This window comes from Streptomyces sp. NBC_00647, from assembly GCF_045207245.1.
Classification (GTDB): domain Bacteria; phylum Actinomycetota; class Actinomycetes; order Streptomycetales; family Streptomycetaceae; genus Streptomyces.
In genome coordinates this window covers 2,050,670-2,063,597 of record NZ_CP109040.1, presented here as the reverse complement: position 1 = coordinate 2,063,597, position 12,928 = coordinate 2,050,670, and the positions used below count along the sequence as shown (strand labels likewise).

Below are 12,928 nucleotides of genomic sequence, written 5' to 3'. Positions count from 1 at the left end.
GTGTGATCGGAGGCACACTCGGTATCCCTCTTGAGTGCCGGATGGTCTCCGCCCCAGGGTGTGGCCCTGATACCGATGTAAGGGGCACTTTCCACCGGAGTTCTCCACCCCCCGGTCCCGGCGGCCCTCTTGCCGGTGCTAGTGATTCCGCGCTAGCTTCGAAGGATGGCGAAGACTCAGCTGAACGTCCGGGTGGACGAGGGCACAGCACGGGCCGCCCGGGAGCGAGCCCTGGAACGGGGGATGAGCGTGAACCGCTACATCGAAGAACTCGTCCGGCAGGACACCGGGGAAGTGGGCCACACCTTCGTGGAGGCCGCCGCGGATTTCATGAAGCAGTACGAGTCCGTCTTCGCCGAGGAGTTCGGCGCGGACCGTGAAGGCACCCGCGAAGGTCGTCGTTGATCCCTTGAGCAGTCTCAGAGTCGATCTTGCCTGGCTCCTCATGATCGCCGAACAGAAAACGCCCGGAGATCCCCAGGTCACCGACTGGGGAGCCCTCGTCGCCGCGGTCAGCCGGCACGAGGCGGAGATCTTCGGCATCCCCGTCTACGACAGCCCGCACGCCCGCGCCGCCGCGCTGCTCCAGCTCCTGCTGCACGTCCCGGCGCTCGAACGCTCCAACGCGATGTTCGCCTCGGCCGTCGCGTACGCCTATCTCGTCGCCAGCGGCCTCAAGGTCGTCACCTCGCCCGAGCAGGTGCGGGAGCTGGCCCGCCTCGTGAAGAACGGCGAGGCCACGGTGCACGACATCACGGACGAACTGCGCCGCTGGAGCCTGTGACGCCGTCCGTGCCCCGCGGCCCGATCCTGCCCGACCGCCTCTAGCCGAGCGGCCGGCGGGCGGTGCCCAGGACGCAGTACGAGGTGGGCAGGCGCGGGCCCTTCTCGGGCATCAGCAGCCGCCGGTAGGGACCCAGTTCGAAGCCCGCCGCACGCAGGGCGGCGATCGGGTCGCGGGAGAGATGGCAGCCGCCGTTCAGCCGCGGCCACACCGTGCGGTCCAGGCCCCGCTGGGCGGACGCCATCACCCGCCCGCCACCGCTGCCGTGCTCGAAGAACCGCACCGTGCCGCCGGGGCGCAGCACCCGCCGGACCTCGGCGAGCGCCCTCGGCACGTCCCGCACGCTGCACAGCACCAGGGAGAGCACGGCGGCGTCGTACGCCTCGCTCTTGACCGGCAGGGCCTCCGCGGCGCCCGGCGCCACATCGACCGGCACCTCGCAGCGCAGCGCCGCCTCCACGGCCAGCTGCCGGAGCAGCCGCTCGGGTTCGATGGCGACGACTTCCGAGACGGTGCCCGGATAGTGCGCGAAGTTCAGGCCGTTGCCCGCGCCGATCTCGATGGCCCGCCCCGACAGCCCGGTGAGCAGCCGGTCGCGTACCCGGCCCATCCCCATCCGGGTCTCGGCGGCGACGCTGACGCGGGCGTAGTAGCGGGCGAACACCGGATGGTGCACGGCCTCCGGAGAGACCTTGCCGGAGCCGGCCGGCCGACGCGACATGAACGGCATGACGGACCTCCCGGGAGGACGGGTCGTACCGGGATTCTCCCCTCAGGAGGTCCGGCGCACGCGCGGGGCATGCCGGCGCCCTCTCCACGAAGGGGCCGCGGCAAGGGGCGCCGACGCCGACGCGCACGCCGACGGGCAGGCGTGCGGCCCTGGTGGCCACGTCCGGGTACACCGGGATGGGGAGACGAACCTCCTCGCTCCCGCCGTGTCACGGGAGCGAGGTGCCCGTCAGATCCTGTGCGCCGCGGCGAAGGCGTCGGCGTTCCAGCGTCCGCCCAACCGATGGTCCAGCCAACTCGGCGCCCCCGTACGGAATTCGGCGGGCGAACGGGCCCCCGCGCCCGCCGGTACCGCGCCCAGCAGGGGCGCCCCGGACACCGCCGGGAGGTCCGCGAGATTGCACCGCATCGCCAGATCGGGGGAGTCCGGCCAGCTGCCGATCACCACGCCCGCGAAGTCCAGCTCCCGGCGCCGCAGTTCACGGGCCGTCAGCTCCGTCGTGTTGAGCGTGCCCAGTCCCGCCGACGCGACGACCAGCACGGGTGCGTCGAGCAGTCGGGCCACGTCCGCCAGCGTCCCGTCCTCGTCGTCGAACCGGACGAGCAGACCGCCCGCGCCCTCGACCAGCACCAGATCGTGCTCGGTGGCCAGCTTGGCCGCGGCCTCCGCGGCCTCCTGCGGAGACACCGGCGCGAGGCCGGCCCGCCGGGCGGCGGTCGCGGGCGCCAACGGCTCCGGATAACGGCCCAGTTCGAGCGTCGTTACGCCACCCGCGAGCCGGGCCACCTCGTCGGCGTCGCCGCGCTCGTGCGGACCTACACCCGTCTGCGCGGGCTTCAGGACGGCCACGGACCGCCCCGCCGCGAGAGCCGTGGCGGCGACGGCGGCCGTGACGACCGTCTTGCCGACCTCCGTGCCCGTCCCCGTGATCACCAGTACCGGCATCTCAACCCTCCCGCGCCGCCGCGCACACCGCGCGGGCGATCCGTGCCAGATCCGTGTCGCCCGTGACGTACGGCGGCATCGTGTAGACGAGGTCGCGGAACGGCCGCAGCCACACGCCCTCGCGCACCGCGGCGGCCGTCGCCGCCCTCATGTCCACCTCGTGGTCGAGCTGGACGACCCCGATCGCGCCGAGCACCCGCACGTCCCGGACACCCGGCAGGGACGCCGCTTCCTCGAGGCCGTCCCGCAGGCCCGTCTCGATCCGCTTCACCTCGGTCCGCCAGTCCTGGCCGAGCAGCAGGTCGACGGACGCGCACGCCACCGCCGCGGCGAGCGGGTTGCCCATGAAAGTGGGGCCGTGCGCGAGCACCGGGACCTCGCCGCGCGAGATGCCGTCGGCCACCCGCGCGGTGCACAGCGTCGCCGCCATCGTCAGATAGCCGCCGGTCAGCGCCTTGCCGACGCACATCACGTCCGGGGTGACGCCCGCGTGGTCCGCCGCGAAGAGCTCACCCGTACGGCCGAAGCCGGTGGCGATCTCGTCGAAGACCAGCAGGACGTCGTGCTCGTCGCAGGCCTCGCGCAGCACCCGCAGATACGCGGGGGAGTGGAAACGCATCCCGCCCGCGCCCTGCACCACCGGCTCCACGATGACGGCGGCGAGCTCGTCCGCGTGCCGCCCGATGAGCTCACGCAGTTGCTCGGCGTACGTCTCCTCGTAGGCGGCAGGCGGCGCCTCGGCGAACACCTGACGCTGGAGCACGCCCTGCCACAGCTCGTGCATCCCGCCCTCGGGGTCGCACACCGACATGGGCTGCCAGGTGTCCCCGTGATAGCCGCCCCGCCAGGTCAGCAGCCGCTGCTTGCCCGGCCGGCCGAGCGAGCGCCAGTGCTGGAGGCACATCTTGACGGCGACCTCGACGGCGACCGAGCCGGAGTCGGCGAGGAAGACGTGCTCCAGCCCCTCCGGCGAGATGTCGACCAGTTGCTTCGCCAGCCGTACGGCGGGCTCGTGGGTGAGCCCGCCGAACATCACGTGGCTCATGCGCTCCAGCTGGCCGCGAGCCGCGTCGTTCAGGACCGGGTGGTTGTAGCCGTGGATCGCCGACCACCAGGACGACATGCCGTCGATCAGCTCGCCGGTACCGTCGGCCAGGCGCAGCCGGACCCCGCTCGCCGACTCCACGACCAGCGGCTCCTGGCGGCCGGGCATCGGCCCGTACGGATGCCAGACGTGCCGCCGGTCGAGGTCGAGCAGTTCCCGTACGGACAGGTCAGGCATTGGGCGCGAGGTCCGTCCCGGCACCGCGGCGGCGCACGGAGACTAGATCCGTGCGGGCCTCGGCGGGTGCCGCTGCCGCTGCCGGAACCGCGGCCGTGGAACCACACACCCCGCCGTCCGCGTGGGACCCGCAGCCGGACTCCGCCTGCGACCCGCACCCGGCGCTGTCGTGGGATCCGCATCCGGCGTCCGCGTGCGATCCGCAGCCTCCGGCGACCGACGCCCGGTGCTCCGGCAGCGTCACCTCGCCCGCGTTCTCCACCTCGAATCCGGCGTCCGCGATCATCTCCAGGTCGGCCTTGCCCGCCTGGCCCTCGCTGGTGAGGTAGTCACCGAGGAAGATCGAGTTGGCGAGGTTCAGGGCGAGCGGCTGGAGGGTGCGCAGATGGACCTCGCGGCCGCCGGCGATGCGGACCTCGACGTCCGGGCAGACGAACCGGACCATGGCGAGGATGCGCAGACAGCGCTGCGGGGTGAGGTTCCACTCCTTGGCGAGCGGGGTGCCCTCGAAGGGGATCAGGAAGTTCACCGGAACGGAGTCAGGGTCGAGCTCGCGCAGCGCGTACACGACGTCCACGAGGTCCTCGTCCGACTCGCCCATGCCCGCGATCAGACCCGAGCAGGCGGACAGCCCCGCGGCGTGCGCCTTCTGGACCGTGTCGACCCGGTCGGCGTACGTGTGGGTGGTCGTGATCTCCCCGTACGTCCCCTCGGACGTGTTCAGGTTGTGGTTGTAGGCGTCCGCGCCCGCCTCGCGCAGCCGTTCGGCCTGGCCGTCGGAGAGCAGGCCGAGGCAGGCGCACACCTCGACGTTCTCGTTCTGGTCCTTGATCGCCTTGATCGTGTCGGAGACCCGGTCCACGTCACGCTCCGTGGGGCCGCGGCCGCTGGCCACCAGGCAGACCCGCTTGGCGCCCCCGGCGAGCCCGGCCGCCGCGGCCCGGGAGGCCTCGTCGGGCTTGAGCCAGGTGTACTTGAGAATGCCCGCCTTGGAGCCGAGGCGCTGCGAGCAGTACGAGCAGTCCTCCGGGCACAGGCCCGACTTCAGGTTGACGAGATAGTTCAGTTTCACCCGTCGGCCGAACCAGTGCCGGCGTACCTTGCCGGCCGCGGCCACCACGTCGAGCACGTCGTCGTCGGAGGTGGCCAGTACGGCCAGCGCCTCGTCGCGGGTCGGCAGCTCGCGCCGAAGCCCCTTGTCCACCAGCGTGTTCAGCAGGTCCATGAGGTCCGATCCTGGACCATGCGACCGCTCTCGGCCAAGGAGAGTTTGCACAACAGAGATGGTTCGACGTGTGGGTATTGCCACATCCTGGGCCGAAGGAGCGACCGCTAGGGTCTGTGCACTGCCTACAAAGCACCCGCCACCGCACTGGCCACGAGCCCCGGAGGACACATGGCGTTCGGCTGGATCGACGAGCAGGCCGAGGCGCGCCGCCGGGCCGGACTCGTGCGTACGTTGCGCGCGCGCCCCGCCGACTCGCCGCTTCTCGATCTCGCGAGCAACGACTATCTCGGGCTCGCCCGCCATCCGGAGGTCACCGAGGGCGCCGCACGGGCCGCTCGCACGTGGGGCGGCGGTGCGACGGGCTCCCGGCTCGTCACCGGCACCACCGAACTGCACGGTGAGCTGGAACGCGAGCTGGCCGACTTCTGCGGCTTCGAATCCGCCCTCGTCTTCTCCTCCGGATACGCGGCCAACCTCGCCGCCGTCACGGCGCTCGCGCCGCACGGCTCGCTGGTCGTCTCGGACGCGGGCAACCACGCCTCACTGATCGACGGCTGCCGGCTGGCCCGCGGCACCACCCAGGTCGTGGGGCACGCCGACCCCGACGGTGTGCGCAAGGCGCTCGGCACCCACGAGGGACCCGCCGTCATGGTCTCCGACACGGTCTTCTCGGTGGACGGCGACGCGGCGCCGCTCGCCGGACTCGCCCTCGCCTGCCGGGAGTACGGCGCCGGACTGGTCGTCGACGACGCGCACGGACTCGGTGTCCTGGGCGATGGCGGCAGGGGCGCCGCGTACGCGGCGGGGCTCGCGGGAGACCCGGACGTCGTCGTGACCGTCACGCTCTCCAAGTCCCTCGGCAGCCAGGGCGGCGCCGTCCTCGGCCCGGCGGCGGTCATCGACCACCTGATCAACGCGGCGCGCACCTTCATCTTCGACACCGGTCTGGCGCCGGCGGCGGCGGGCGCGGCCCTGGCGGCGCTGCGGTTGCTGCGCCGCGAACCAGGGAGGGCGGCACGCGCGCGCGAGGTGGCCACGGCACTGCACACCCGTCTGACGGCGGAGGGCCTCGCCGCGGTACGACCGGACGCCGCCGTCGTCTCCGTGCGGGCACCGTCCCCCGAACGAGCGGTGCGATGGGCGGCCGACTGCCGCGAGGCGGGCCTCGCCGTCGGCTGTTTCCGTCCCCCGTCGGTGCCCGACGGTATTTCGCGGCTGCGGCTGACGGCCCGCGCGGACCTCACCGAGGAGCAGATCGAGCACGCGGTGGACGTGATCAGCCGGAACCGGTGAAGCCGTGAAGCGGTGAACCGGTGAAGCGGTGTGCTGTGCGGGTCAGCTCAGTCCGGTGATGAACCCCTCCCAGACGCCAGGGGCGAACAGCAGGGCGGGTCCGGCCGGGTTCTTGGAATCGCGTACCGCGACCATTCCGGACCAGGGCCCGGAGCCCGGGCGTGCCGTCTCGACGCAGTTGTTCATTCCCGTGCTGCGGCTGCTGCGCAGCCATCGCACGCCGTGCAGTGAGGTACTGGAGGGTACGTACCGAGGCATTGCGGACATGGGGGTGCCTCCTTACGCGCCGTCAGCTATCCCGGCGATGTAGTCCAACGAGTCCTCGGGCGAAAGGGCGTGGAACTGAAGGGCGTTGAAGGCCTCGGTGTAGGCCTGGAGGTCTTCTTTCCGCTCGAGGTAGAGGCTACTCGTCAAGTGGTCGAGAACAACCACATCCAGATCAGTTGTGTTCGGAAATGAGAAAATAACGAAAGGCCCAGTGACTCCGATGTGGGCTCCGGCGGCGAACGGCAGTACCTGCAGCCGTACTTGAGACAGGGTGGCGGCCTCGCGCAGCCGGCACAGCTGGCGTGCCATGACCTCGGGACCGCCGACCTCCCGCCGTAACACCGCTTCGTCCAGCACCGCGGACAGCCTCAGCGGCGGGTCCGAACGCAGCACGTCCTGCCGGGCCAGACGCACCTCGACCAGGGCGTCGAGCTTGCTCTCCTCCAGTCCGTCCACGGCGGCCCGCGTCACCGCTCGGGCGTAGTCAGGCGTCTGCAGCAGCCCGGGTACGACGGAGGTCTCCAGGGTGCGCATGCCGCTGGCCCCCGACTCCAGGCTGATGAAGTCGCGGTACGCGGGCGGGAGCACCCCGCGATACGCGTGCCACCAGTGATGACGGCCGTTGCCCTCGGACCCCGCCAACACGACGAGGAGCTGGCGCAGTTCCTGATCCTCGACGCCGTACGCGTCCAACAGGCGTTCCACATCGGCCGGCTTCACCCCGCTGGTGCCGGTCTCGATGCGGCTCACCTTCGACTGGTGCCAGCCGAGCTGGCGGGCCGCCTGGCCGCTCGTGAGGCCCGAGCCCGCGCGCAGCGCGCGCAGTTCGGCGCCGAGCTTGCGGCGGCGCACCGCGGGACCGTGCTGCATGGCGGTTCTCCTTACCCCCTCCAAGTCGCCCGAATACGCTCTGCCGACGCAGAGTTCACCGCATCGAGCGACAGATATATGCATTACCCGGTGGATCGCACCCGTGACCCGCCCGGTAATGGCAGTCTGGCGCAAGCACCAGTCCGGGACCGTACTCGAACCGTCCGCTCGGTGTCGGGCTCCGGTCCCGTGGGAAAGGGACGACGTCGCCATGGCAGATCACCAGGAAGCATCCGTCACGCTGCGGAGCGAACCCGTCTCGGTTTCCACGGCCCGTAAATTCGTCGCCGAGGTGTTGGCCGAATGGGGCCTGCCGTGCGACTCCGAAGTCGCCGACACAGTACGGCTGATCGTGTCCGAACTGGCTACCAACGCCGTCCAGCACACGTTCGGGCAGTCGCCCACCTTCACGGTCGACGTACGTCTCGACCGGGAGGAGCACCTGAGCATCGGAGTCACCGACAGTCATCCGCGCTTTCCGAAGCGGCTGCCCGCGGCTGTTCAGCAGGACAACGGCCGTGGCATGGTGATCATCCGCTGGCTGGCCGCCGAATGCGGTGGCAGACTCACCGTCCGGCCGACCCGGGAGGGCGGCAAGACGGTCTCCATCGAACTCCCGTGGACGGTACCGGTCCAGCCGGTGACGGCCGGGGGCCCGCAAGAGCCATAGCGCCCGCGTTCGGAGAGGCCGTTTCGGAGCGGGTCGGTGGACCGGCCTTTCGGACAGGCCTTTCGGACAAGGCCTTTCGGACAAGGCCTTTCGGACAAGGCCCTTCGGAGAGGCGATTCCGACCGGGCCTTCGGGCAGGCCCTAGCCTTCCGCGCGATGGCCGAGCCGGTGCTGTCCGGCCCGTCCGAAGGCACCGCGCAGCAGGGCACGGAACGCGTCGGCCGCGGGGGCCGTCACATCCGTCCGGTGGACGACCGAGATCGTACGGCGCAGATCTCCCGGCTCCAGCGACCGCGTCCCCACCGGCGTCGCCGCGGTCGCCGCCACCATCTCCGGCACGACCGCGATCCCGAGCCCGGCGCTGACCAGCGCGCACACCAGCGCGTACCCCGGAGTCGCGACGAGCACCGCAGGCGTGGCACCCGCCCGGGCCAGCGCGGCCTCCACGCCCTGCCGGGGCGGATGGTCCGGGGCCATGCTGATCAGCGGCTGCCCGGCGAGCTCGGCGAGCGGCAGCCGCGCCGATCCGCCCGCGAGGATGTGACCGGGAGCGGTCACCAGCACCAGTTCCTCGACCAGGACCGGCTCGACGCCCACGGACGACGGAAGCGGAACCGGTGCGGCGGGCTGGTAGGTGTGGGTGAGGGCCAGGTCCACCTCGCCGGCCGCCACCGCCGCGATGCCGTGCGGAGGTTCGTAGTCGGCGACCGTGAGCTCCACGTCCGGGTGGGCCCGGCGGAAGGCGCTGAGCACGGGCGGCAGCAGATGGATGCCCGCCGTCTGGAAGGTGCCGAGCCGCAGTGTGCCGCCCGACAGTCCCGCCAGCCGGGCCAGTTCGTGCCGGGCCAGCTCCATCTCGTCGAGGACCCGGCGGGCCCGTGCCACCAGCAGTTCGCCCGCCCCGGTGAGCCGTGTCCCGCGATGGGAGCGCACCAGCAGCGTCGCCCCCGCCTCCCGCTCCAGCTTCGCCACCTGCTGGGACAGCGCCGGCGGGGTGTACCCGAGGCGTTCGGCGGCCCTAGTGATCGACCCCGCCTCGGCGACCGCCACCAGCGCCGCGAGTCGCGTCGGGTCGTACATCGGTTCCTCCCGGGTCCGGCGGCACCGCGCCGGACGCGAAGGACCGTCCGGTCTATACGAATGCTTAAGACCTGCCCAGGATATTCGACATACCTGCTGAAGGCCCGGACCGGGCAGCCTGGGGGCATGGACGCACAGCTGGTCACCTTCACGGGCGTCGCCGCGGGCATGGTCGCCATGCCGGGCGCGGACTTCACCGTCGTCGTACGCAACGCCCTCGTCTCGCGCCGGGCCGGGGTCGCGTGCGCCCTCGGCATCGCGGGCGGGCTGCTGCTCCACACCGCGCTGGCCGTCGCCGGGGTCGCCGCGGTCCTCACCGCCGTACCGGCGCTGTTCCGGACGCTCCAGCTGCTCGGCGGCGCCTATGTGCTGTACCTGGGCCTGCGCACGCTGCGCTCACTGGGGCGTCCGCGTCAGGCGGCGTCCGACGGGGTGGACCCGCGTCCGGGAGAGGCTGTGGCGGGGGAGGAGGGCCCGCGCGCGAGGGCGGTGGGGGAGGCGGACCCGGGCACGCGTCCGCTGCGGCAGGGCTTCGTCACCAACGCGCTCAACCCGAAGGCGCCCATCACGTTTCTCAGCCTGCTGCCGCAGTTCGTTCCGGCGGGCAGCCCGGCGATGCCGCGGACGCTGCTCCTGGCGCTCATCGTGGTCGTTCTGGCCCTGCTGTGGTTCCCGGCGGTCGCGCTGCTCGTGGACCGGCTCGGACGGTGGCTGCGCGGGCCGCGGGCCGCGCGCGCCGTGGAGGCGGTCACCGGCGGCGCCCTCACCGTTCTGGGCCTCGTCCTGGTGCTGGAGCCGTTGAGGAGCTGACCCGGACGTCTCGTCGCGAGGCGGGCGTGCGGGCCTGGTCGGTGGCCGGTGGTCATGGGGAATCAGAAACCGGTCGGGGCCGGGTCGCACACGGTTCACGCGGCAGGTGGCCCCGGGGCGGCGGCGTGGGCCGCCGCCCCGGGGGCAGAGTCAGCTGACCCTGCCGTACCAGACGCTTCTCGTCCAGATCTTCTGGAGCTTCACCACTTCCCCGGTCTTCGGGGAGTGCCAGATCTTTCCCTTCCCGGCGTAGATGCCGACGTGGTACACGTTCCGGCCCGAGTGGAAGAACACGAGGTCACCGGCCTTGCGGTGCGAGGCCGAGACATGGTGCGTCTTGTTGTACTGCGCCGCGGCCGTACGAGGCAGCTTCTTGCCCGCCTTCTTGTACGAGTAGAGCGTGAGCCCGGAGCAGTCGAAGCGGTGCGGTCCCGTGGCGCCCCACTTGTACGGGGAGCCGTGCTTGGACGCCGCGACCTGGAGTGCCTTCGTCGCAGGCGTGGCCGCCTGGGCGTCGGGTGCGACGCCGGGGACCACGAGGCTGCCGCCCACGGCGGCGATGGTGAGCGCCGAGGCCGTACCGGCCCGGGTCCACAGCGACGGGACACGATTGAGCGCAGTCATGCGCAACCCTTCGTCAGCCGCCTGTGAAGGATGACCTGTCGGATTCGGGCTGGCGAAGTTGCCCGGCCGCTGACGCGGCTTCACCCCAAGGTCCGCCCGGATCGCTCCGGCGGACCGTCGTGCTGGGTCCTCCACTCCTGCCGATGCACATCTGTCGACCGGTCATCCGGGCGGCGGCAGGACTCGGCGTCCGCCCGGACCGCCCCGCCGCTGTGGCGGGGGCTTGTCGTCGGAAGGGATCTTCACTCATCAGTGTCGGAAAATCCGAGCGGAACCGGTGTTTTGTGGGCTTACTCACCACTCACCCGTTCGGGTGGACACCCCTCCGTTCGAGGGGGTGTTGGGGACACCGACCATGCCCGCACCTGCGACGAAGGGCTCATCCCGCCTTTCTGCTCCGCGTGTTGCGCAACTTGAAGGGGTCGCAGAAAGGATCGTTCTCTACGCCATCGGGGGGTACACCATCCGGTCCGTTTGAGTCCCGGGCCGGACGGCGCGGAGTCGTGGCGCGTGTCGGCTCCGATGTGGGTGCGTCAACTTCCGGAATCGGGCGGCACGGTGACCCGGGCCGCTCGCCGCTCCCCGTCGAGAACCCGCAGGGCCTGCGCCAGGGTCGGGGCGTGCACCTCGCTCTCGCCCCGCTGGTGCATCAGTGTCAGGGCGTCCCGCAGGGCCACCGCCTTGCCGACCAGCGCCTGAGCCGCCCTCAGGCCGCGATAGGTGTCTCCGGGGCGGGCCGGGTTGATACGGCCGACCAGGTCGACCACGTCGAGGTAGCGGTCGATCAGCTCGGCCTCGGCGCGGGTCAGCGCGGGCAGCGGCGGGAGGTCCGGGATCATCGGCCGCTCACCTCGCGCCGGGAGTGTCGCGCGCGACCTTGCGGCTCGGGACGATCCGGTCGATCAGCCCGTAGGCCAGCGCCGCCGGCGCGTCGAGGATCTTGTCCCGCTCGATGTCCGCCGCGACCCGTTCCGGGCTCTGTCCCGTGTGCCGTACGAGCATCTCCTCCAGTGTCTCGCGGGTGCGCACCAACTCGTCGGCCTGAATGGCCAGATCGCTCGCCTGCCCCTGGATCGGCTCCGGGACCGACGGCTGGTGGATGAGGACGCGGGCTCCCGGCAGGGCGAGCCGCTTGCCCGGAGTGCCGCCGGCCAGCAGGACGGCGGCGGCCGAGGCCGCCTGACCGAGGCAGATCGTCTCGACGTCGCAGGTCACGAACTGCATCGTGTCGTAGATCGCGGTCATCGCGCTGAAGGAGCCGCCGGGGGAGTTGATGTAGAGCGAGATGTCCTGCTCGGGCGCCTGGTGTTCGAGGTACATGAACTGGGCCATCACATCGTTCGCCGAGATGTCGTCGATCGGCGTCCCGAGGAACACGATCCGCTCGCTGAGCAGCTTCGAGTACGGATCCTGCGTCCGGTGCCCCGTGCTGGTGCGTTCGGTGAACTCGGGCAGGACATGGCGGGCGGACGGGCTGGTCATGTCGAGCGCCTCCTCTGGTTCGGCGTATGTAAAAAATGTACAGGACGTACGTCACTGGGGAAGGGGGCCATGCTGAGAGCGAAACGGCGGCCCGCCGGACCGGGAGGCCGTCCGGCGGCGCCCTCTCCCGCCGGGCGGCGGGATCTTGCGCACCCCGTGGTGCCGCCGGGCCCGGTCTAAGCTGGACGTCATGGCCTACGAGATTCCGGTGACGCAAGCCAGGGCTGAGCTCGCCGAACTGATCAATCGCGTCGTGTACGGCGGGGAGCGCGTCGTCGTCACGCGGCACGGCAAGCCGCTCGTCGCCCTGGTCTCCGCCGCCGACCTGGAGCGCCTCGAAGAACTTCAGGAGCCCGCGGACGAGCAGGTGATCAGCGCGCTGTCCAGCGTGCGCGAGGTCGCGTCCGCGCCCCGCGAACGTCAGCGGTTCGGCATCGCCGCGGAGCACCGGGGGCCCAGCGCTTCCTAGCCGCCGGCGGCTCGGCTCGGCTCCCGGCGTGGCCCGTGGGGTGTCCGCCGACGATTCGGCCCGGCACGCGTCCGCGGCAGCGGCACTTCGACCGTGACCGGAAACGCCACCACGACCGGGACGGCAACCACGACCGTGACCGGTATCGCGACCGTCACCGTGACCAGGATCGCGGCCACGGCCATGACCGCGACCCGGACCGTGACCGTGGACCACGACCACGACCACGACCACGACCACGGCCATGACCGCGACCCGGACCGTGACCGTGGACCACGACCACGACCACGACCACGGCCATGACCGCGACCCGGACCGTGACTGTGGACCACGACTGCGCCCTCGCCCTCGCCCCTGCGGTATCCCGTATACGGTCCGGTCCGCTCCGGGGCCG

General features: G+C 71.6%; 17 protein-coding genes and 1 riboswitch. Of the genes, 7 read left to right on the top strand and 10 right to left on the bottom strand.

Annotated elements, in window-relative coordinates; translation table 11 throughout:
• Positions 1-165: 165 nt before the first annotated feature.
• Together OG788_RS09065 and OG788_RS09060 are read left to right on the top strand one after the other, a co-directional pair.
• Positions 166-405 (top strand): toxin-antitoxin system antitoxin component, encoded by a 240-nt coding sequence (locus OG788_RS09065; protein WP_028800409.1) that lies wholly within the window; start codon positions 166-168, stop codon positions 403-405.
• Between the two features lie 4 nt (positions 406-409).
• Positions 410-784, top strand: a complete 375-nt coding sequence (locus OG788_RS09060) for a fic family toxin-antitoxin system, toxin component (RefSeq protein WP_351534974.1) — start codon at positions 410-412, stop codon at positions 782-784.
• Positions 785-824: 40 nt separating this feature from the next.
• On the opposite strand, the gene OG788_RS09055 is transcribed toward OG788_RS09060, so the two are convergent.
• From OG788_RS09055 to bioB, 4 genes are all read right to left on the bottom strand, one after another.
• Positions 825-1,505 carry a class I SAM-dependent methyltransferase gene (locus OG788_RS09055; protein ID WP_406376712.1) on the bottom strand — a complete coding sequence of 227 codons (681 nt, stop codon included), beginning with the start codon at positions 1,503-1,505 and terminating at the stop codon, positions 825-827.
• 237 nt (positions 1,506-1,742) lie between these two features.
• Positions 1,743-2,459 carry a dethiobiotin synthase gene (bioD, locus tag OG788_RS09050; protein WP_406370008.1) on the bottom strand — a complete coding sequence of 239 codons (717 nt, stop codon included), beginning with the start codon at positions 2,457-2,459 and terminating at the stop codon, positions 1,743-1,745.
• 1 nt (position 2,460) lies between these two features.
• Positions 2,461-3,741, bottom strand: coding sequence for an adenosylmethionine--8-amino-7-oxononanoate transaminase (locus OG788_RS09045; RefSeq protein ID WP_351534980.1), 1,281 nt, complete (start codon positions 3,739-3,741; stop codon positions 2,461-2,463).
• Complete coding sequence (bioB, locus tag OG788_RS09040; protein ID WP_406370007.1) at positions 3,734-4,966, bottom strand: biotin synthase BioB; 1,233 nt, start codon at positions 4,964-4,966, stop codon at positions 3,734-3,736. The genes OG788_RS09045 and bioB overlap by 8 nt, the downstream gene beginning before the upstream one ends.
• Before the next feature lie 171 nt (positions 4,967-5,137).
• Here bioB and OG788_RS09035 point away from each other — a divergent pair, with 171 nt between their 5' ends.
• On the top strand, positions 5,138-6,262 hold the full coding sequence (locus OG788_RS09035) for an 8-amino-7-oxononanoate synthase (protein WP_406370005.1): 1,125 nt from the start codon (positions 5,138-5,140) through the stop codon (positions 6,260-6,262).
• A 42-nt stretch (positions 6,263-6,304) separates the two neighbouring features.
• On the opposite strand, the gene OG788_RS09030 is transcribed toward OG788_RS09035, so the two are convergent.
• Together OG788_RS09030 and OG788_RS09025 are read right to left on the bottom strand one after the other, a co-directional pair.
• The gene (locus OG788_RS09030; RefSeq protein WP_406370004.1) at positions 6,305-6,529 is read right to left on the bottom strand and encodes a DUF397 domain-containing protein; all 225 of its coding nucleotides are present in this window, start codon (positions 6,527-6,529) and stop codon (positions 6,305-6,307) included.
• A 12-nt stretch (positions 6,530-6,541) separates the two neighbouring features.
• Positions 6,542-7,399: a helix-turn-helix domain-containing protein gene (locus OG788_RS09025; protein WP_406370002.1), complete on the bottom strand. Its 858-nt coding sequence runs from the start codon at positions 7,397-7,399 to the stop codon at positions 6,542-6,544.
• A gap of 211 nt (positions 7,400-7,610) precedes the next feature.
• Between OG788_RS09025 and OG788_RS09020 the strand changes: the two genes are divergently transcribed.
• Entirely contained in the window at positions 7,611-8,069 is a 459-nt protein-coding gene (locus OG788_RS09020) for an ATP-binding protein (RefSeq protein WP_351534998.1), read from the top strand.
• A 141-nt stretch (positions 8,070-8,210) separates the two neighbouring features.
• On the opposite strand, the gene OG788_RS09015 is transcribed toward OG788_RS09020, so the two are convergent.
• Complete coding sequence (locus OG788_RS09015; protein WP_406370000.1) at positions 8,211-9,149, bottom strand: LysR family transcriptional regulator; 939 nt, start codon at positions 9,147-9,149, stop codon at positions 8,211-8,213.
• Between the two features lie 126 nt (positions 9,150-9,275).
• Here OG788_RS09015 and OG788_RS09010 point away from each other — a divergent pair, with 126 nt between their 5' ends.
• Positions 9,276-9,959, top strand: coding sequence for a LysE family translocator (locus OG788_RS09010; protein WP_406369998.1), 684 nt, complete (start codon positions 9,276-9,278; stop codon positions 9,957-9,959).
• A gap of 150 nt (positions 9,960-10,109) precedes the next feature.
• Here the strand turns inward: OG788_RS09010 and OG788_RS09005 are convergent, their stop codons facing one another.
• From OG788_RS09005 to OG788_RS08995, 3 genes are all read right to left on the bottom strand, one after another.
• The gene (locus tag OG788_RS09005; RefSeq protein WP_266756057.1) at positions 10,110-10,583 is read right to left on the bottom strand and encodes a C40 family peptidase; all 474 of its coding nucleotides are present in this window, start codon (positions 10,581-10,583) and stop codon (positions 10,110-10,112) included.
• Positions 10,584-10,586: 3 nt separating this feature from the next.
• Positions 10,587-10,750: riboswitch (cyclic di-AMP (ydaO/yuaA leader) on the bottom strand.
• 366 nt (positions 10,751-11,116) lie between these two features.
• Positions 11,117-11,422, bottom strand: a complete 306-nt coding sequence (locus OG788_RS09000; RefSeq protein WP_351535007.1) for a hypothetical protein — start codon at positions 11,420-11,422, stop codon at positions 11,117-11,119.
• A gap of 7 nt (positions 11,423-11,429) precedes the next feature.
• Complete coding sequence (locus OG788_RS08995) at positions 11,430-12,065, bottom strand: ATP-dependent Clp protease proteolytic subunit (RefSeq protein ID WP_406369996.1); 636 nt, start codon at positions 12,063-12,065, stop codon at positions 11,430-11,432.
• Between the two features lie 190 nt (positions 12,066-12,255).
• On the opposite strand from OG788_RS08995, the gene OG788_RS08990 reads away from it, so the two are divergent.
• Complete coding sequence (locus OG788_RS08990; RefSeq protein WP_266756051.1) at positions 12,256-12,534, top strand: type II toxin-antitoxin system Phd/YefM family antitoxin; 279 nt, start codon at positions 12,256-12,258, stop codon at positions 12,532-12,534.
• Positions 12,535-12,627: 93 nt separating this feature from the next.
• Entirely contained in the window at positions 12,628-12,837 is a 210-nt protein-coding gene (locus tag OG788_RS08985; RefSeq protein WP_406369995.1) for a hypothetical protein, read from the top strand.
• The last annotated feature ends 91 nt before the right edge of the window (positions 12,838-12,928 follow it).